The following is a 19628-nucleotide window of genomic DNA, read 5'->3' as shown; positions in this document are numbered from 1 at the left end:
ACGAAGACCCTGTCGATCACGCTACGCGCATCGAAGCTCTGCGGAAATGAAATAAAGCGTTCGCCTCGCAGATCGGCGGGACCCAGCGAACTCTTGCGCGCGAGCCGATGCCCGCGTGGAACGATGCACTTCATCCACGCATTCGGCAGCCGCTCGCTTTTTACAGCGGGATGCGGAATTGGTTCTGCAATCAGGCCCACGTCGCATAGACCGGACGCGACCTTCTCGACCACCGTCGTCGCGCTGTGCGCAAGCAAACTGACGTCGATACCTGCATGACGTTCGACAAAACGCGCGATGACCGCCGGCAACAAGTCGAGCGCGACCGCAGGCGAGCCCGCCACGCGCAGAGACCCGCGCCGCATCGAGCGGATCTGCTGGGCGACCTGCGCGATACGGTCCATTCCGACGAATGCGCGCTCTACTTCCTCGAACAGCACACGGGCTTCGGCCGTCGGCACGAGCCGGCCCTGCTGCCGATCGAACAGCACGAAACCAATGCGGGTCTCCAGATCGGCGAGAAGCCGGCTCACCGCCGGCTGGGAAACATGCAGCGATTCAGCGGCACGCGTCACCGTATGCCGCTGCATCACGGCGCGGAATGCTTCGATCTGGCGAATCTTCAGGTCCATCGTGTCCATAACATTCGATTATAGCTAACAGAAAAAACGTCATTTGACGAAATATTTTGCTGCGGACACAGTGCGTCTGAAGCCATCAGACACGCAGGAAACTCTTTGTATGCAGCATCAGCAGGCCCATAACACAGTGCGCCGATTCGACGTGGTGGTCGCGGGAGGCGGACTCGTCGGCATGGCCATCGCGTATGGCCTCGCGCGCGCCAATCTGCGCGTCGCCGTATGCGACGGCGCCGACTCCGCGCACCGTGCGGCGCGCGGCAATTTCGGGCTCGTCTGGGTGCAGGGCAAGGGCAGTCGCTGTCTGCCGTACGCACAGTGGTCGCGGGAATCGTCCGAGCGTTGGGGCGCGTTCGCCCGGCAGTTGCAGAACGAAACCGGGGTCGACGCCGGTTTCGAGCGGCCCGGCGGAATCGAACTTTGCGAAACCGTCGAACAACTCGAAGCCGGACGACAACTGCTGGAGTCGATTCGCGCGCAAGACCCGTCGCTGGTCTACGACGTACTCGATGCGAAGGCACTGAAGGCGCGTGTGCCCGCTGCATCGGAGGCGCTCGCGGGCGCGTTGTATTCGCCGCACGACGGCCACGCGAGTCCGCTCTACACGCTCCGCGCGATGCAGCAGGCGTTTGCGCTTCATGGCGGAACCTATCTGCCGCGCGACGAAGTGCGCGAAATCCGGCCACGTGCGGCACATTTCGAGGTAGAGACCGCGAGCGGGATACTCGAGGCAGAACGCGTCGTGCTCGCCGCCGGACTGGATAACGCGCGACTTGCGCCGATGGTCGGCATGCACGCGCCCATCACGCCATTGCGCGGGCAGATCATGGTCACGGAACGGTTAGCGCCGTTTCTCGACTATCCGACGCTGGTCGTGCGGCAAACTCCCGAAGGCTCCGTTCTGCTCGGCGACTCGGCGGAGGCCGTCGGCTTCGACGACGGTCAGACGCGCGCGGTGATGGCCGACATCGCGCGACGCGCCCGCACCGCATTTCCGCTGCTCGCGCATGCGCGCATCGTGCGTTCGTGGGGTGCGCTGCGCATCATGACGCCGGACGGGCTGCCGGTCTACGAAGAATCGCGCGCGCATCCCGGCGCATTCATCGCGATCTGCCATAGCGGCGTGACGCTCGCCGCAGCCCACGCGGACGTGATCGCGCCATGGATCGCGGGCGGCGACAAGCCCTCGATTCTCGACCCCTTCGTCGCGACCCGCTTTTCGAATCAGAACGATGTCCACGCTCTTTGAATCTCTCGACACCTTGCCGTCGTCCACGGTCCGTATTGCGATCGACGGCACCCAGCGGCACGTGCCGTCGCACTACACGATTGCCGCGGCCCTGCTCGAAGGCGCGACGCCCGCATGCCGGACGACGCCCGTGAGCGGCGCGCCACGCGGCCCGTTTTGCATGATGGGTGTGTGTTTCGACTGCCTCGTGGAAGTCGACGGCGTGCCGAATGTGCAGGCGTGCATGACGCGTGTGCGCGAAGGCATGCAGGTCCGCGCGATGGCGGGCAAGGCGAGGCTCGCATGATGCAACTCCAATGCGATCTGCTGATCGTCGGTGCCGGTCCGGCGGGCATGTCCGCCGCAATCGAAGCACGCGCAGCGGGTCTGAACGTCGCCATTGCGGACGAAGGTGAAGCACCCGGTGGTCAGATCTATCGCAACGCCGCGCAATCGCCTCTCGCCGATGCACGCGTCCTCGGCGACGACTATCTCGCAGGGCGCGCGTTAATCGAGCGTTTTTCCGGCTGCGGCGCAACGTATCTTGCGCGCTCCGTGGTCTGGCAGATCGCGCACGAAAACCGCCAGGTCATCGCGATGCTCACGCGCAGACCGCATGACGCGACAGGCGGCACGCTCGAAGTGGCCGCTCGCGCCGTGCTCATCGCTACCGGCGCGCAGGAACGGCCGTGGCCTGTGCGCGGCTGGACGCTGCCGGGCGTGATGGGCGTCGGCGCGGCGCAGACGCTGCTCAAATCGTCGGGGCTCGCGCCCGCCCAGGATGCCGTGCTCGCGGGCAGCGGACCGCTCTTGTGGCTCTTCGCGTCGCAACTGCTCGCCGCCGGACGGCGGGTGCGCGCCATCATCGACACGACGCCGCGCCATGCGTGGCGCGCGGCGCTGCCGCACGCCTTGCCCGCGCTCGCAGGCGCGGACTATCTGCTCAAGGGTTGGCGCATGCTGCGCGCGGTGAAACGCTCTGGCATTCCCGTCTATCGCGGCGCGAGCGGCTTGGGGATTGAAGGCGATGCGCGTGCGGAGCGAGTCGGCTTTGTCGATGCAAGCGGCGCGCGGCAGGTGATCGACACATCGCTCGTGCTGCTGCATCAAGGCGTGATTCCGTCGACGCAACTACCACGCTCGCTCGGCTGCGAGCACGAATGGGATGCGTCGTCCGCGTGCTGGCGCCCGCGCACCGATGCGCGCGGGCGTAGCAGCATCCCGCAAGTGTGGATTGCAGGCGACGGTGCGGGCATCGGCGGCGCGAAAGCCGCCACGTTGGCGGGCACGCTCGCGGCGCTCGACATCGCACGCGAGCTTGGCGCGCGAGACGCGGCATTGCACGACACGCGCCGCGCACCCGCGGAACGCGCATTGACCCGCCATCTTGCCGTACGCCCGTTGCTCGATGCGCTGTACACACCGCCTGTCGCGCTGCGCCGTCCCGACGACGATGTGATCGTATGCCGCTGCGAAGAAGTCAGCGCGGGCGAGATCCGGCGCATCGCAGCGCTCGGCTGCCAGGGACCGAATCAGATGAAGGCTTTCTCGCGCTGCGGGATGGGCCCGTGTCAGGGCCGCTGGTGTGGCACGACAGTCGGCGAACTGATTGCGCAGATGCAGGACCGCAGCGTAGCCGACGTCGGCTATTACCGGATTCGCGCACCGATCAAACCCGTCACCGTCGACGAGATCGCCGATTCGATCACGCTCGACAACGACTTCGAACGCGGCGAATTTCCGAGCTGATCCGAACAACGTCGCTTGCTCACAATTTGCAACCCGGAAACGGCCTTCACGACCCACACCAACCACTCACCGCTTCTATGAAAATCCCACGCGCAAACACGATGTTGACCACTGTCGCTCTCGCCCTCATGGCTACAAGTACGATGGCGACGGCCAAGGAATGGACCACGATCCGCGTCGGTGTCGATCCGACCTATCCGCCCTTCGAGTCGGTCGCCAAGGACGGCACCGTCGAGGGCTTCGATGTCGATCTCGGCAATGCGCTGTGCGCGAAGCTGAAAGCGAAATGCGTGTGGGTGCAAAGTAGTTTTGACGGCCTCATCCCTGGACTGCAATCGCGCAAGTTCGACGTGATCCTGTCGTCGATGGCCGCGAACGAAAAGCGCCGTCAACAGATCGACTTCACCGCACGGCTTTACCGCAACCAGACACGGCTGATCGCGAAGGAAAGCGCTCACCTGCTGCCCGAAGCGTCGAAGCTCGCGGGCAAACGCGTCGCGGTCGAGCAAGGCACGGTGCAGGAAACCTATGCGCGGCAGAAGTGGGCCGCGTCCGGTGTCGAGGTGGTCGCGTATCCGAGTTATGACCAGGCCTATTCGGATCTGACCGCCGGCCGGGTCGACGCGGTTCTGATGGATGCGGTACAAGGCAGACTCGGTTTCCTGAATACTCCGGCAGGCAAAGGCTATGCGTTCGCCGGCGATGTCGTGTATGACGCTAAGATCATGGGCGATGGCGATGCCGCGGGCGTACGCAAGTCGGACCCGGATTTGCGCGACGCACTGAATGGCGCTATCGCGGAGATGTTGCGCGATGGCACGTATCGAAAGATTGAAGCGAAGTACTTCGATTTCGACATGTACGGGAAGTGATGAATCTCGCTTTGTCGGGCTAGTCTTTTTTCTGTCCGTGAGAAGACCACAGCTGAGCCGGGGCGGCGCAGACCAGACAGTTAGTTGCTATGCCGCCTTTTTTTCTGCTGCGGCGAATGCAAACTGTGAGTCCGCGTTATCCGCCGCTTTCGTGAACGAGGCTAGGCGAAGCCGCGCTCGGGCGCCCTTGTCGATGAACTGTGGCGGTGACTGTTGGCGTTGCGTCAGCGAGATTGAGGCCGACCCGGGCAATGCGCAATTGATCGAGCAGGTCCGGGAAGAACGCGTTCGCGGGCTTCGCCCGGGGTGGATTGGCCGGGCGAAGAAGTGACCGTCGATCTCCTCTTCGGCTCACTGCGGCCAAAAGCGATCGTTCGACATCTGATCCGCCGGGCGAATACGCTACAACGCGAACCCGCCTTAGAAACGGCTTATACAGCGTGACTTTCGCCGTCATCCTTGCCGCTGGGCCACCGCTCTTTGCCAGCCTGTGCGCGCTTCGACCCACTCCGCGAGAATCAGCAGATCGGCGTCACTGTGAGCGGCGCCCACGAGTTGCGCGCCGAGCGGCAAACCGGCCGGCCCGAATCCCACCGGCACGGTCACAGCCGGCACGCCGAGAAAGGTCCACGGCGCACAGAACGACGCGTCGCCCGTATAGTCGAGCCCGCGCGGCGGCTCGCCCGTGGCCGGCGCCACCAGTAGAGCATCGAGCGCCATCGCCCGGGTCAGCCAGTCGTGGAAGCGGTGCGCCATCGGCATCTGCGCCGCCTTGATGCGGGCGTAGACGGTCGCGGGCAGCTTGCGTCCCTCTTCGACGAGGCCGCGCATCGCCTCGCTCACGAGTTCGGGCGTGCGATCGACCAGTCCGCCGTGTGTGATCGCCGCTTCGACCGACATCAGTTTCAACGCATGCGCAGGCGTTTCGAAGACCTCGGCCGGCAGATCGACCTGCACGATCTCGACGCCGTCTTGCGCGAGTTGAGCCGCGAGCCTGTCGAGCGCAGCCTGCTGCGCGGGATCAATGTCGCCCCCCGCCTGTTTCCTCAGCACGCCGATGCGCCGCGTGCTCGTGCCGCGTGCGGTCGTGGCCGATTGCGGCACGTGCGATATGTGCGGATCCGCCGCATCGACGCCCGTGATGAGCGCAAGTGCGTAGGCCACGTCGGCGACGTTGGTCGCGAACATGCCGACGTGATCCAGCGACCACGCGAGCGGCAACACGCCCGTGCGTGCGATCGCACCATAAGTCGGCTTGAATCCGACAATGCCGCAATACGCCGCCGGCCGGATGACCGAGCCTTGAGTCTGCGTGCCGAGCGCGAGCGGTACGATGCCAGCCGCCACCGCGGCCGCCGAGCCGCTCGACGAACCGCCCGGCGTGAAGCCGTCATTCCACGGGTTGACGGTCGGCCCCGGTTTGCGCCACGCAAATTCAGTCGTCACCGTCTTGCCGATGATCGATGCGCCCGCCGCACGCAGACGCGCGACCACCCAGGCATCCTGCTCCGGGCGCCGGCCTTTGTAGGCGGGCGAATTGAATTCAGTCGGCATGTCGGCGGTATCTATAACGTCTTTCACCGCGACCGGCACGCCCGCCAACGGCGCAGCCGCATCGACGGCCCCGGCTGGCGCGGTCTGCGGCAAATAGCAGAACGCGTGCAACGACGCTTGCGATTCCCGGGCCGCATCGTAGGCGCGCGCGACGTAATGCCCGAGCCCGGCCTCGCCCGAGGAAACCGCGGTACGGATCCGGGCGATCGAGGCCGTCGCGCCGAGGGTGGAAGAAGCGGAGAACATGGTCATGGAGGCGTCGGTCAACGATGTCATTTCGCGGCAAGCGCCGGCTGGATGTAACTCTGAACGATGAATCTATCGTAGTTGGGCTGTTGTTTGAGATTGCCCAACGCGATCTGCGTGTCCATCGCAACGCTCAGCGCTTTGGGCGTGATGCTTACGTTTTTCGGATATACCCCTTCGTCCAGCATGCGCTTGACCGCCGCGTCGACCACTGCGGGTTCGAGTGTCGGGAATTCCTTGCGCGCGATGGCGGCCGTTTCCGCAGGGTGGCTTTGCATGTAGAGCAGCGCGTTTTGCAGCCCCTTCACGAACCGCGCGGCCGCATCGGGATCGACGCTGCGCCTGGCCGAGATCGACGAGAACGCATATTCGCCATAGAGCTTCGGAAAGCCGAGCACCACTTTCATGCCCTTCGCGACAGCCTGATCGAGACCCGGCTCATACATTACCGCGATCTTCGCCTGGCCCGCGACAAGCGGTCCGATCTCCGAGCCGAGCGGCACCTGAACCAGCTTGACGTCGCTTTGCGACATGCCGTTCTCCTTCAACAGCTTGAAGAACAGCGACGTGCTCGTTGTCGGCATCTGTCCCGATACTACGACCTGATCCTTCACCTCCTTGATGCCGCTGAATTTCACGTCCGGAGCAACCGCGATCCACACCGCTGCGCCGTTCACGACATTCGCAATCACGTCGACATCGGCGCCCTTCTCCGCGGCCACGGCCGTCCATTCCGGACCGTGCAGCGAGAAATCGGCGCTGCCCGACAGCACGGCGGACAGCGCCGCGCTGGGACTGCCCGCCGTCTGCTTGTTGACGTCGAGTCCCTGCTTTTCGAAGAAGCCGCCGTCGATCGCGACATAGAGCGGCAAATAGAGCATCGACTGGAATGCCTGCGAAATAGTCACTTTCTTGCCGGCGGCAAGCACCGGCGATGAGACGGCTGCAACGGTCAATGCCAAAGCGGTGGTGAGCGTGGTGAGCGCCTTTCTTGCGGTCAGTGCCATCGTTTATCCTGTATTGAGGGGGTTGGACTGTCGGAATGCGTTAAACCTTAAGCGTGGTCGCGTTCGACGCCTGCCGCCACGGCAGCAGCTTGCGCTCGAGCATGTCGATCAGGAAGTAAAGAACGAAGCCGATCGCCATCAGGACGAACAGCCCCTCCCACACGGTATTGAGGTCGTACAGGCTGGAGGCCGTGAAGATCATGTGCCCGAGACCTTTTTCCGACGAGATGAACTCGCCCACCACCGCGCCCACCAGACCGAAGCCGACGTTGATGCGGAACGTGGAGATCACATAGGGCAGCGTGAACGGCACCACGACCTTCATGAAGACATCGTTCTTGTTCGCGCCTAGCGTGACGAGCAACGCCTGCAAGTCGGGATCGGCGTCCTTCGCGGCTTCATAAGCGGCAATCAGCGCGACGATCGCGGTGAGCGAAATAGCCAGCGCGACCTTCGAGATGAGGCCGGTGCCGAACCACAGAATCACAATCGGTGCGAAGGCGATCTTCGGCACACTGTTGATCGCGACGATGAACGGCTCGATCAGCCGCGCGACGAACGGCGAATACCACAACGCGAGCCCGCACACGGAACCGACGGCCGTGCCGAGCACAAAACCGAGGATGGCTTCGAACAGCGTATAGCCGGTGTCGATAAAAAGCTGATGCGAGTGCACGTCGCGCACCAGCGCCGCGAAAATTTTCGACGGTGAGCCAACGAGGAAATTCGATACCCAGCCGACGCGCGCCGCGCCTTCCCAGATGGCAAAGAACGCGATCACCGCAAAGAACTGTAAGGCCGCACGGCCCCAGCCGCTGTCGAGCACGAAGCGCACGCGGGGCTTTGCTGTACGTTGTGCCGGTGCCGATTTACCGATGGAAACGGATTGCGTCATGCTGCCTTCACCTCCGTCTGAATATCCAGCTCGCCGCACAATGCGTGAAAGTAACCCGCGAAGTTGGGGTCGCTGCGAGCGCCGATCGGCGAACGGGCGGCGATCTCGATGTCGTAGATCTTCTTCACCTGCGAAGGCCGGCCGCCGAGCACGACCACGCGTTTCGATAGAGCCACCGCTTCGTCAATGTCGTGCGTGACGAGCACGACGGTCTTGTGAAACGTCTCCACGGCCTCCATCAACACTCCTTCGAGATAAAGCCGCGTCTGGTAGTCGAGAGCAGAGAAAGGCTCGTCCAGCAGAATGATGTCGGGATCGTTGATCAGCGTGCGGATCAGCGCCACGCGCTGACGCATGCCGCCCGACAGCATGCGCGGATACGCGTTCTCGAAGCCAGCGAGGCCATACGTATTGAGGTATTCCATCGCCATGTCACGCGCCTGCGCGGCCGGCATCTTCGAGAGTTCCGGTCCGATCAGCACGTTTTGCAGCACGGTGCGCCACGGCAGCAGCAAGTCGCGCTGCATCATGTAGCCGACCTTGCCGCGCAAGCCGCCGACGCTTTGCCCGCGATAGACGATATCGCCGCTGTCCGCCTCGAGCAGGCCGGCGATCACGTTGAACACGGTCGTCTTCCCGCAGCCCGAAGGCCCGATGATGCTGACGAAGTCCCGCTCGTGGATATCGAAGGTCAGCCCGCCGAGGACCTCCACGGAGCCGAGTTTGTTTGAAAACGATTTACGGATATTGCGTAACGCAAGCTGAACTGGCATGTCTCGTCCTCGTCGACGTTTCCGGAGTGCACTGCAATAAACGGCGAATAGAGTCAGACGCCTTGCTGCGCGGCGAGGAAGCGGCGGCGCATCGGCTTGAGAACGGCAATGGCCAGCAGCGCGGTAACGATGTCGAGCGTGATCGCGGTCGAAAACACCGGCACCCAGCTTCCCGCGTACTGATGCATCAACGCCGCAAGCGGGCCGCCGAAGATCGAGCCGATCCCCTGGGAGATATACAGCCAACCGTAGTTTTCGGTGGCGTGACGCGTGCCAAAGGTGTCGGTCAGCGTCGACGGGAACAGCGAAAATATTTCGCCCCAGCCGAAGAACACGACACCCGAGAGCAGCACGAACAGAACGGCGTTATCGCGCGTGAGCAGCCACAGCGCCATTGCCACGCCTTCGAGCGCGAACGCGAAAAACATCGTGTTTTCGCGTCCCACCCTGTCCGACACCCAGCCGAATAGCGGCCGCGTCAGCCCGTTCGTGAAGCGATCTATCGTCAACGCCAAAGGCAATGCGGCCATGCCGAACACGAGCACCTTGGTCACGCCGAAGTCGGCGGCGAAGGTGGCCATCTGCGAGGTGACCATCAGGCCCGACGTGGACATCATGGTCATCATGGCGAACATCAGCCAGAAGAGCGGCGTCTTCAATGTCTGCGACGGGCGAAAATGAGCGACCGTCGGCGCGGACGCCGAATCGGTGGAATTGCAAGGCGCGGCAGCATCGTGCGCAGGCGGCACACGCAAGCCCTGCGAAGCCAGCAGGCCGACCACCGCGAACGCAATGCCGAACATCCACAGCGTCGCGTCGATGCCGCGCGCTTGCAGCGACGTGGCGATCGGGAAGGTCGTGACGATCGCACCCATGCCGTAACCGGCCGCGACCGCGCCCGCCGCGAAGCCGCGATTGGTCGGGAACCAGCGCACCATCAGCCCCACCACGCCAACATACACAATGCCCGTGCCGAGGCCGCCCACCAGACCATAGGTCAGATAGAGCATCGGCGCGCTATGCACCTGCGAGGCCAGCACCCAGCTCAAACCCGACATGACCGTGCCGATCGAGATCAGCATGCGCGGCCCGAAGCGGTCGATCAGCTTGCCCTGAAACGGCGAGAAAAACGTCTGCAAGATGATCAGCAGCGAAAACGTGACTTGCAGTTCAGGCAGCGCAATACCGAGTTTCGCGGCGAGCGGTTTGGTCAGGAGCGTCCATACATATTGCGGGCTCGAAATTGCCATCATGCAGACGAGACCGAGGCCGAGCTGAAGCCAGCGGTTGTACGTCGCGCTGGAGGCAGAGGCGCCGCTTTCCTCCGACACGATGGGTTGAAGCGAAGATTGCAAGCGTGTGGTCATGGTGACTCCATTTACTGAGCAAGTGCCTGCCGGCAACCGGCAGGCGTGCAGCGTCCTCCGGGCCTCTGAGGCCGGACCTGCAATCCGATTGAAAATTAGCGCGCGTGTGCGTCTACCAGCCCGCGGCTGCCCCGTCACTGCGCGGGTCGTAGCCCGCTTCAATCAATCCATCTGGATACCGAACGATTGCGCCGGCGTGTCCCATTGCTTCGTCGTACGGTTGCATCGTCTCTACTTCATGGCCGAGCGCTTCGAGCCGGGCCACCGTGTCATGCCCAAAGCGTGCTTCGAGCTTGAGCGTGTCGGTCGACTGGCCCCAGGTGCGGCCCAGCAGCCAACGCGGCGCGTCGATCGCGGCTTGCGGATTCCAGCCGAACTTCGCGATGCGCGAGAACACGGCGCTTTGCGATTGCGGTTGACCGTCGCCGCCCATGTTGCCGTAGACCATCGTGCGGCCATCGTCAAAACGTGCGAGCGCCGGGTTCAGCGTGTGAAAAGGCCGGCGCAGCGGCATCAGCGGATTGCGCGCGCGCTCGTCGAGCGAGAAACTGCAACCGCGGTTCTGCCAGTTGATGCCCGTGCCGGCCAGCACGATGCCGCTGCCGAACTCGTGATAGATGCTCTGGATAAAGCTCACCGTCACGCCGTTGCTGTCGGTCACGCCGAGCCACACCGTATCGCCTGGCCCGTGGCCGGCGCCCCACGGGGCGGCTTGTGTGTGCGAGATACGCGCGGCCATCGCGTCGATTGCGGCCGGCTCGAGCAACGCGCGCGGATCGACCTGCATGTGATCGGGATCGGTAATCTCGGCATCGCGCACGGCGAACGCGAGCTTGGTCGCTTCCACGCATGCGTGCACGAACTCCGGGCCGAGCGGGTCCATGTCTTTGGTCAGCACGCGATCGAGCATGCCCAGAATCAGCAGCGACACGAGCCCTTGCGTCGGCGGCGGCATGTTATAGATCGTGCCGAGAGAGTGCTGAAGCGCGAGCGGCGTTCGCATGCGCGCCTCGTGCCGTTCGAGATCGGCGAGACTCAGCAGCGAGCCCACCGACTGTAGATCGCTTGCGATGCTGCGTGCGAGGTCGCCGCGATAGAAGTCGTCGAAGCCCGCGTCGGCGAGGCGTTCGAGCGTGGCGGCAAGACGTGGCGCGACGAAGCGCTCGCCTGTCGCGGGCACGCGATCACCCGGCAGAAAAGCTTCAGCGAAGCCCGAGATCGGCCGCAATTCTGCGAGACGGCTTTCGATGCACTGCGACTGGCTGCGCGTGACCGGCACGCCGTGCTTCGCGTAATGGATCGCGTCTTCCAGCAGGCGTTTGACCGGCAGCCGGCCGCCAAGCGTTTCAGCCGACCAGCGGTGCGCGCGCTGCCAGCCGGACACCGTGCCAGCCACCGTATTGGCTGCGAGCGGGCCGCGCGTGGGAATTGCCTGGAATCCGCGCGAGCGGTATTCGTCGATGGTCGCGGCCAGCGCCGCCGCGCCGCACGCCTCGATGCCGACCGGCTCGGCGCCGGGGCGCGAGATCAGCCAGAAGCCGTCGCCGCCAATGCTGTTCATGTGCGGATAGACGATCGCGATTGTCGAGGCGGCGGCAATCATCGCTTCGACGGCGTTGCCTCCTTCACGCAGGATCGCCAGAGCGCTCTGCGCGGCGAGCGCGTGGGGCGCCACCGCCATGCCGCGGCTTGCGCGGCTAGGGTTCAGGAGTTCGGAGGGCATCGGAAACCCAGGCTTTTGCTTGTATACATGCCCGATGCTTTGCGAAAACCGTGCCAGCGGGCAATGTCCCTCGGGAGCCCTTTCCAGAAGGCGCTTAAGAGACGCTGGTGCTCCAGGGCATGTCGCTAGATGGTGCCGCGCAACCTCGGTGGTGCATAAGGAGCGCTGTGAGGCTCCGATGCGGTGCGGGCGCGTTGCAGGCGCTCGGTCGTGAGTGTTCGGACTTCCGCACGGCTCCCTTCTATATGCCGGCCCAATAATTCGACGGCGCGATCCGCCGCGAGATCGCGGATGGCGGCGAGAATCGCAACGTGTTCGTCGTAAGTCTCGTCGATGCAATCGCCGTAGACGAGGTCGAGCCGCCGCACCACGCGGATGCGGTCGGTCACGCGCTGCATGGCCGCGGTCAACTCGGCGTTGCCGGCGGCGCTGACTAGCGCCTCGTGAAAGGCTTCGTCGAGCGCTACCATTTGGCGGCCGTCGCGAACGCGCTGTGCCTGAGGGACGTTCCAGATGCCGTCGAGCCGATCGAGCATCTGCGAGGCGGTCTCTGACAGCGAGCGGTCCGGGCCAAAGAGCCGGCTGACTGAATAGGTTTCGATCAGCTTGCGCATTTCATACAGATCTTCGAAGCGCTTGAAGTCGATGGGCACCACTTCCCAGCCGCCGCGCACATAGCCGCGCATCAGACCGTCGCTTTGAAGGCGTTGCAGCGCCTCGCGCGCCGGTGTTCGCGAAACGCCGAAACGATCGGCGATGCTGCCTTCGGTAAGACGATCGCCGGGCAGCAGGCGCATGTCGAAGATATCGTCGCGCACGCTGAAATAAACGCGGTCAGCGCGCGATGAGGTAGAGCGGGTTGTGTCTTTCACGCACGAGCCCAGGATAAACGGATTTCGGCAGTGACTATCGGTCACCGTCAAAACATCCGTCAACAGAAATTTAATCTGCCGGTGCCCTCGTGAACCCAAAGCCTTTGACGACATCAGTCCGGCACCATACGGGCCGCGTAGCCTGCCAGCATCGCCCAGAGCGTGCCTGCCGGGACGCCCGCGACGAAGCGGCCCGCGATCGCGACGACCAAGCTGCTGGAAAGCGCAGTGACCGTATTGGCGATGACGAAGCCCCCGGTTGCTGCCAACAACAATGGCTTGCGTCGGAACCGCTGGGTGGCGGTAGTCAACGGAATCACCGCCACCAGCGAACCGACCACGTAGATCGTGAGGCCTGCCCGACCCACGCTTCCGACACCGCGAGTCCTTGCGCCATCTGCGGAAGAAGACCTGCCGGCAACGCTTCGGTCAGGACTGTGACCAAGGCCGCCATCGCAATGGACAGCAGCTTTGCTACGGGCAAGCGGTCAAGGCGGGCCGGGGTCATCGCGCAGCTTCCTGGGCACTGTAGACCGCATCGCGCAGCTCGGTGACAAACCGGCCCGACATGCCCTCGTACAGCGTGTTGGTCAGGGCGACCACACTGAGCCGCCGCGCACGGTCCACGAACCACGAATGTCCATACGCGCCGCCCCATCGCCAGGTGCCGTTCGACTCGGGCGACGCAGCCCGCGACCTGTCCCGCAACACCGAGAATCCAAGTCCGAAGCCGAACCCCGGCGCATCCGGCAGTTCGTAGCCGCCGCTCTGGTCGAGCGACATTTCGTCGACGCGCTCGGCGGAAAGTAGCGGGTGCCCGCCCTGACGCAACGTTTCGAGCAGACGCAGGAAATCCCCGGCCGTGCCCGCCATGCCCGCTCCACCCGAGGGGAACGCGTTTGCGTCGAAGATGCGGGTGGGGCTATATCGAATCCCGATCGCCCCTTCAAATGGCGAGACGATTTCGCCTTCACGAAGGCGGTGAGGTTCCGGCCCATCGTCTACGTAGGCGGTCGCCACGCGATCCGGATCGCTCGCGACGAATCCGGTCTCCGTCATGCCGAGCGGCTCCGTCACCAGCCGACGTACCGCGACATCGAGTGGCTCGTCCTGGACGCGCGCGATCAACGCACCGAGCACGTCGGTCGCCAGCGAGTAACCCCACGCGGTGCCCGGCTCGTACAGCAAGGGGACGGCTGCGATCCGGCGCAGGTTCTCTGTCAGATCGATAGCCGCCGCGTCCATACCGTCCGACACGCCGGCACGCGCGTAGGGCCCTTGCGCATCCGCCTCGAGGAAGCGATAGCCCAGCCCCGCCGTATGGCTGAGCAGTTGCCGTGCGGTGATTCTCCCAACGCGGCCATCCGCCAGACGCGGACGAAATTCGGGCAGCCAACGGTCGATTGCGGCATCGAGATCGAGCCTTCCCTGTTCGACCAGCACCATCGCTGCCGTCGAGACGATAGGCTTGCTAACCGATGCCAGGCGGAAAACGGTTTCGACGGTCATCGGCCGGCCGAGCTCCCGATCGGCGAAGCCGGCTGCCTGCCGGTGTATCACTTCCCCGTCCTCGACAACGAGCACGACAGCGCCGACCAGACGTCGCTCGTCCAGCGCCCTCTGGACTACCTCGTGAATACGCTCAGACCGATTCGTGGCCGGCATGCCGGCGCGCGTCGACAAAATGGAAATCGTCATGTGACCAGCCTCGTCTCAATGAATACGGCTGTCCACGATAGAGGCATGCCGATTCAAGAAAAAGTGGGGTACAGTTCCGGGTTATCCGGAAATTTGTGTCCGTAATGGAGAGGAATCGTGGATAGCCTGAACGGCTTCGTTGTGTTCGTGCAGGTTGCCGAGACGCGCAGCTTCGTGGCTGCTGGACGGTCGCTGGGCGTGTCGGCGTCCGCTGTCGGCAAGAGCGTTGCGCGTCTGGAGGACAAGCTCGGTGTGCGCCTCTTTCATCGCAGCACGCGCAGTGTCACGTTGACGTCGGAAGGCACGCTGTTTCTGGAGCGAAGCCGTCGCATCCTGGCCGAGATAGAAGCCGCGCAGATGGAGCTTTCGCAGGCGACAGAAACACCACGCGGGCGCCTGCGAGTCAGCCTGCCGCTGGTAAGTTCGCTCGTATTGCCGGTGCTCGGCGAGTTTATGGCCGAGTATCCGCAGATCGAGCTCGATCTGGATTTCAGCGACCGGATGGTCGACGTGATTGACGAAGGCTTCGACGCGGTGGTCCGAACCGGCAAGCCGACCGACTCGCGGCTCGCGGCTCGCCGACTCGGTCACTTCCATTGGCAGGTAGTCGGATCGCCAGACTATTTCGAGCGGCGCGGCGTGCCGAAAGTACCTGCCGACCTACTTGAGCACACTTGCCTGCACTACCGCTTTCCGAACAGCGGCAAGTTGGAGACATGGGCACTGCGCCAGGCGGCCGGCGAGCCGGAGCTGACACTGCCCGTCTCGATGATCTGCAACAACATCGAAACGCGCGTGTGCTTCGCGTTGCAAGGTCGAGGCATTGCTTACCTGCCGGATTTCTCGATCAAGGAACCGCTCGCGGATGGAAGACTGCGTGCGGTGCTCTCGGAGCATATCGAGCGCACGGGCGTGTTCCATGTGCTGTGGCCGGCGAGCAGGCACCCATCGCCCAAAGTTCGGGCGTTCGTCGATTTCCTGAGCGCGCGGGTGTTTCCGTTTTCTGCAGACGCAAAGCTCGAGCCCACCTGTCGGTAGTGATTTGGGGAACAGGAAGGCAACTGACGCATGCTGCCAACCGATCACGATCAGCTCCGACGTCCTACGCGCGCAACGTCGGCAGTTGTCGGCTGCGCAGTAAAGCCGAACAATCGCAGTGGCGTGTCCCACTGAATCTGCCGCCGCGCCGCGGCGTCGGGCACGATGTGTTCGAACAGCGTCAGCAGCGGCCCATAGTCGACCCGTTCAGGCGCGCGCAGAAACGGCCAGTCCGAACCCCACACACAATGCTCCGGCCCGAACGCGCGCAGCAGCGCATGGGCAAACGGCCACGCGTCCTCGTACGGATGCGGTTGCTGTGCAAACTTTTGCCAACCGGACAGCTTCACGGCGGTCCTGCCGCTATCCGCAAGGCGCAACAGCGCCTGGAAGCCCGGCTGAGCGAGATCGTCCGTGTCGGCCGGCCTGCCGCAGTGATCCACGACTAGTGTCGCGGGCTGTCGCGCGAGCCACGGACCGAGTACTGTCATCTGCTCGCCTGCCACCTGAATCTGAGCGACCATGCCGAGATCCGCAAGCGCGCCGAACAGGCTCGCCGCGCTCATCACGAGTTCGACGCCCTCCATCGCCGGATTGAATGCCACTCCCCTCACGCCGCGCTCGCGCAGCGCGCGCAACCCGTGGCGGCCGATGTCGTTATCGACCACAGCGATGCCGCGAAAGCGGCCCTGGTATCGCTCCAGCGCGTCGAGGAGGCAACGGTTGTCGGTGCGATAGCCGCTCGTCGGCCCGACCAGCAGCGCATGTCGTACACCATACGCATTCATCGCGCGGATCAACTGCGCAGGCGTGCCGACCTCCTGTTGCGCGGGACGGTAATGGGTGTCGTCCACATACGGAAAGCGCAGCGGATCGAACACATGACAGTGACAATCGATCTTGTCTTCAGTGAATACGCTCATATGCTCGTGTTCAGTTCGTGATGGTTGTGGCGAGCGCATCGGCCGCGGCGCGGTCCACCACACGTCGTGCCGACCGATAGGCCAGCTCAAGACGCTCGGCGAGCGGCAATGACGGCATAGGCATTTCGACACTCAGTGCCGCGTGCGATGGCAACGCCCGCAGCAGCGCGTCGAGCGGCAGCGCGCCCGCACCGGGCGCCATCCGGTTGAGCCGCGCTTCGTGAATAGCAGCGTCGTCGCTAGCGGGCAGCGGCGCCGATGCATCGCATAGCTGCGCGGAACCGATCGAAGCCGGTCGCAACGCGGCAACGTCTTCTGGCGTACCGCCCGAGCGCGAAAGATGCAACGCATCGACCAGCAGCGCGAGATTCGGATGCGCGGCGCGTTCGATCACTGCGCGGGCTTGCGCCAGCGAGGCGACGCTTCGCCAGCGCATGAATTCCAGGTCGATGCGCAGGCCAAACGGCTGCGCGCGTTCGGCGAGCGCCGCAAGCGTAGCCGCGAGCCGTGCGCTATCCGGGTCGTCGCCCGACACGTTCACGCAGCGCGCGCCGAGCGATGCCGCCACCTCGAAAAAGGTGGCAAGCGACGCTGGGTCGAAGCCGGGTCCGACAGGCACGAACTCGACATCATGAACCGCTACGCCCTCGCCCGCCAACGTGTCGCGCAACTCGCGATGTGCAGCGCTGCCAATCGCGCTCAGATAAGCGATGCCGTCCGCGCTCGCCGGATAAAGACGCAGCCCGACCGCGGCGAAGCCGGCGCGCGACGCGGCGCGCACCCACCTCGCCGGCTCGACATCGAGTGCAGTCAGATGCGCGACCGCCAGCGGACGCGCGCCACCGTTGGCCGGTTTCAATACGTGGCCCTCCCGCCGGTGAGGTCGAACGTGAAGCCGGTCGTAAAGCTGCACGCAGGGCTCACGATCCAGCGGACCATCCTGCCGACTTCCTCGATTTGCAGAAAGCGGCCCATCGGAATTCTGGCCTTGCTCGCCTCGATGTGCTGCTCCGACATCTCGCGCATCAGTTCGGTTTCCACCATTGCGGGCGCGACGCAGTTGATCAGCACGTTGTCGCGCGCAAGTTCCTTCGCGGCCGACTTCGTGAACGCGATCACCCCCGCCTTCGCTGCGGAATACGCAGAGATGTACTGCACGCCCTCCTTGCCAGCGATCGACGCGACGTTCACGATGCGTCCGCCGCCGCGTGCACGCAGATGTGGAATTGCGACGCGGCAGCAATAGAACACGCTGTTCAGATCGACGTCCAGCACGCGCTGCCAGATATCGACCGGATACTCCCAGCTCGGCGCGACCGGCCCATTGATGCCCGCGTTGTTCACGAGTATGTCGACTTGGTCCAACGCGTCGACCGTAGCCGCGAACGCGCGTTCGACCGCTTCATACGACGACACGTCCACTGCCTGCAGATGATCGGGTTCCAACTCCGCGTGCCGCGCGCTAAATGCGCTGACATCGAGGTCCCATAGCGCAACCCGTGCGCCGGCCGCCTTCAGTTGTCGTGCGATACCGAGGCCGATGCCTCGCGCGGCGCCCGTGATGATCGCGACCTGGCCGTCGAGTGTCTGATCCATGAAAAAGCGTTCCTTTGGAATATCAATGAGAGGGTGTCGAAGATGTATAAGCACCGCCCGGAAGCACGATCCGTTTGATGTCGCCGACGACGAACACATACGACAGCGCGCCGACCAGCGTTACCGCCGAGATAAACGCGAGTGCATAGACGAAAGAGCCGGTCGCGCCGACGATCAGCCCGATGACAAGCGGCGTGACGATGCCGGCCGCGTTCGCGAACAGATTGAAGATGCCGCCGCTCAGGCCGAGCAGGCCCTTCGGCGCGATGTCCGAGACGATCATCCACGCCAGTGCCGACATGCCTTGCGCGAAATACGCAACGCACAGAATTGCGATAACCGCGGTGGTCGACTCCACGTAGTTGGCAAGCGCAATCGTCGCCGCGCTCACCAGCCCGACGATCACCGGCAGCTTGCGCGACCAGTTCAGCGAGATGCCTCGCCGCAGCATCGCGTCGGAAATCGAGCCGCCGGCGAGCGTGCCAACCGACGCCGCGATAAAAGGCAGCACCGCGACCATCCCCACCTTCAGCCACGGCATGTGCCGCTCGGTCGCGAGATAAGTTGGAAACCACGTGAGAAAGAACACATTGGTCGAGTTGCACGCGAACTGGACGATGCAGATTTCGAGCATGCTGCGCTGACGCAGCAGCGCGCCGATGTCCGACCAGCGAAACCGCGTAACGTCACGGCTGCCGTCGACGACACCCCCGCCATCCGCGATGTAGTCGAGTTCCGCGCGGTTCGCCGACTTCGATTGATGCGGCTCGCGAAACCGCATTAGCCATATCGCACCGAACGCGATGCCGACCGCACCGACCGTGCCGAACAGCGCGCGCCATCCAAAGCGCTGCTCGAACCAGAACAGCAGCGGACTCAGAAACGCCAGCCCAACGTACTCTGCGAACGTGTAGACACCGGTGGCGCGGGCCCGCTCGCTCTGCGGAAACCAGATCGCGACGACACGGCTATTGGTCGGAAAGCACGGCGCCTCCGCCGCGCCGATGAGCAGACGCATGACCAGCAGAGACACGAAGCCCGTCGCCAGCCCCTGCAGCCCGGTGAACAGCGACCACAACGTCAGCGCGAAAAAGTAGGTCCAGCGGGTGCCGATTCGATCGAGCAATACTCCACCGGGAATCTGCGACGCAGTATAGGTCCAGGAGAAAGCCGAGAAGATCACGCCCATCAACGCGGGTGTCAGGCCCAGTTCGTGGCTCATCGCGGGTGCCGCGATACCCGCGACGCTGCGGTCCAGATAATTGATCGTCGTGCCGATCGCGAGCAATGCGAGGATGCCGATGCGCGCGCGCGTTCGCACTGCGCTGGCGCCCGCTGCGGTGGTCTGAGCGTCGAGCGCGCGGGGCGGATAGGTCCGGTTCATGTTGTCTCCATGTTGTTTTTAGCCGCCCCGATCCTTTTCGCTACTTCCGATCGGGGCTCCATCAC

General features: G+C 64.0%; 18 protein-coding genes and 1 pseudogene. 5 read left to right on the top strand and 14 right to left on the bottom strand.

The genetic code is table 11. The annotated features are described in order from the left end of the window. The coding region (locus F757_RS0126870) for a LysR substrate-binding domain-containing protein (protein WP_035467480.1) at positions 1-641 on the bottom strand (641 nt) is incomplete at its 3' end. A gap of 100 nt (positions 642-741) precedes the next feature. Here F757_RS0126870 and F757_RS0126865 point away from each other — a divergent pair. From F757_RS0126865 to F757_RS0126850, 4 genes are all read left to right on the top strand, one after another. Next, positions 742-1887: an NAD(P)/FAD-dependent oxidoreductase gene (locus F757_RS0126865; protein ID WP_027214084.1), complete on the top strand. Its 1146-nt coding sequence runs from the start codon at positions 742-744 to the stop codon at positions 1885-1887. Further along, the gene (locus tag F757_RS0126860; RefSeq protein ID WP_027214083.1) at positions 1871-2173 is read left to right on the top strand and encodes a (2Fe-2S)-binding protein; all 303 of its coding nucleotides are present in this window, start codon (positions 1871-1873) and stop codon (positions 2171-2173) included. The genes F757_RS0126865 and F757_RS0126860 overlap by 17 nt, the downstream gene beginning before the upstream one ends. Beyond that, on the top strand, positions 2170-3615 hold the full coding sequence (locus F757_RS0126855) for an NAD(P)/FAD-dependent oxidoreductase (RefSeq protein ID WP_027214082.1): 1446 nt from the start codon (positions 2170-2172) through the stop codon (positions 3613-3615). The genes F757_RS0126860 and F757_RS0126855 overlap by 4 nt, the downstream gene beginning before the upstream one ends. A 101-nt stretch (positions 3616-3716) precedes the next feature. Next, positions 3717-4487 carry an ABC transporter substrate-binding protein gene (locus F757_RS0126850; protein WP_156923740.1) on the top strand — a complete coding sequence of 257 codons (771 nt, stop codon included), beginning with the start codon at positions 3717-3719 and terminating at the stop codon, positions 4485-4487. A 453-nt stretch (positions 4488-4940) separates the two neighbouring features. Here F757_RS0126850 and F757_RS0126845 read toward each other — a convergent pair whose 3' ends face one another. The 9 genes and pseudogenes from F757_RS0126845 to F757_RS0126805 all read right to left on the bottom strand — a co-directional run bounded on the left by F757_RS0126845 (position 4941) and on the right by F757_RS0126805 (position 14622). Then, positions 4941-6317 (bottom strand): amidase, encoded by a 1377-nt coding sequence (locus tag F757_RS0126845; protein WP_027214080.1) that lies wholly within the window; start codon positions 6315-6317, stop codon positions 4941-4943. Next, positions 6314-7294: an ABC transporter substrate-binding protein gene (locus F757_RS0126840; RefSeq protein ID WP_027214079.1), complete on the bottom strand. Its 981-nt coding sequence runs from the start codon at positions 7292-7294 to the stop codon at positions 6314-6316. Before F757_RS0126840 ends, F757_RS0126845 begins: the two co-directional genes overlap by 4 nt. Positions 7295-7334: 40 nt before the next feature. After that, positions 7335-8189 carry an ABC transporter permease gene (locus F757_RS0126835; RefSeq protein ID WP_027214078.1) on the bottom strand — a complete coding sequence of 285 codons (855 nt, stop codon included), beginning with the start codon at positions 8187-8189 and terminating at the stop codon, positions 7335-7337. Further along, positions 8186-8962, bottom strand: a complete 777-nt coding sequence (locus F757_RS0126830; RefSeq protein WP_027214077.1) for an ABC transporter ATP-binding protein — start codon at positions 8960-8962, stop codon at positions 8186-8188. The genes F757_RS0126835 and F757_RS0126830 overlap by 4 nt, the downstream gene beginning before the upstream one ends. A gap of 53 nt (positions 8963-9015) precedes the next feature. Continuing rightward, entirely contained in the window at positions 9016-10329 is a 1314-nt protein-coding gene (gene oxlT / locus F757_RS0126825; RefSeq protein WP_027214076.1) for an oxalate/formate MFS antiporter, read from the bottom strand. Between the two features lie 112 nt (positions 10330-10441). Beyond that, positions 10442-12052 (bottom strand): gamma-glutamyltransferase family protein, encoded by a 1611-nt coding sequence (locus F757_RS0126820; protein WP_027214075.1) that lies wholly within the window; start codon positions 12050-12052, stop codon positions 10442-10444. 125 nt (positions 12053-12177) lie between these two features. After that, complete coding sequence (locus F757_RS0126815) at positions 12178-12924, bottom strand: GntR family transcriptional regulator (protein ID WP_084531049.1); 747 nt, start codon at positions 12922-12924, stop codon at positions 12178-12180. A 119-nt stretch (positions 12925-13043) separates the two neighbouring features. Continuing rightward, positions 13044-13432: pseudogene (locus F757_RS35455) on the bottom strand (MFS transporter); the annotation flags it as partial. Beyond that, complete coding sequence (locus F757_RS0126805; RefSeq protein ID WP_027214072.1) at positions 13429-14622, bottom strand: serine hydrolase domain-containing protein; 1194 nt, start codon at positions 14620-14622, stop codon at positions 13429-13431. The gene F757_RS0126805 and the pseudogene F757_RS35455, both read right to left, overlap by 4 nt. Before the next feature lie 117 nt (positions 14623-14739). Between F757_RS0126805 and F757_RS0126800 the strand changes: the two genes are divergently transcribed. Then, positions 14740-15660 (top strand): LysR family transcriptional regulator, encoded by a 921-nt coding sequence (locus F757_RS0126800; protein WP_027214071.1) that lies wholly within the window; start codon positions 14740-14742, stop codon positions 15658-15660. Positions 15661-15710: 50 nt separating this feature from the next. Here F757_RS0126800 and F757_RS34170 read toward each other — a convergent pair whose 3' ends face one another. Genes F757_RS34170 through F757_RS34160 form a run of 4 tightly spaced genes read right to left on the bottom strand, consistent with a single transcriptional unit; the run spans position 15711 to position 19563 of the window. Then, on the bottom strand, positions 15711-16583 hold the full coding sequence (locus F757_RS34170; protein WP_051376874.1) for an amidohydrolase family protein: 873 nt from the start codon (positions 16581-16583) through the stop codon (positions 15711-15713). 10 nt (positions 16584-16593) lie between these two features. Continuing rightward, positions 16594-17442 (bottom strand): sugar phosphate isomerase/epimerase family protein, encoded by an 849-nt coding sequence (locus F757_RS34165; protein WP_035467479.1) that lies wholly within the window; start codon positions 17440-17442, stop codon positions 16594-16596. Then, entirely contained in the window at positions 17439-18179 is a 741-nt protein-coding gene (locus tag F757_RS0126785; protein ID WP_027214070.1) for an SDR family NAD(P)-dependent oxidoreductase, read from the bottom strand. Before F757_RS0126785 ends, F757_RS34165 begins: the two co-directional genes overlap by 4 nt. A 22-nt stretch (positions 18180-18201) precedes the next feature. After that, complete coding sequence (locus F757_RS34160) at positions 18202-19563, bottom strand: MFS transporter (protein ID WP_051376873.1); 1362 nt, start codon at positions 19561-19563, stop codon at positions 18202-18204. Positions 19564-19628: the final 65 nt, after the last annotated feature.

Origin of the sequence: Burkholderia sp. WSM2232 (genome assembly GCF_000472545.1) — a bacterium.
GTDB lineage: Bacteria > Pseudomonadota > Gammaproteobacteria > Burkholderiales > Burkholderiaceae > Paraburkholderia.
This window is presented reverse-complemented; position numbering and strand designations above follow the sequence as displayed.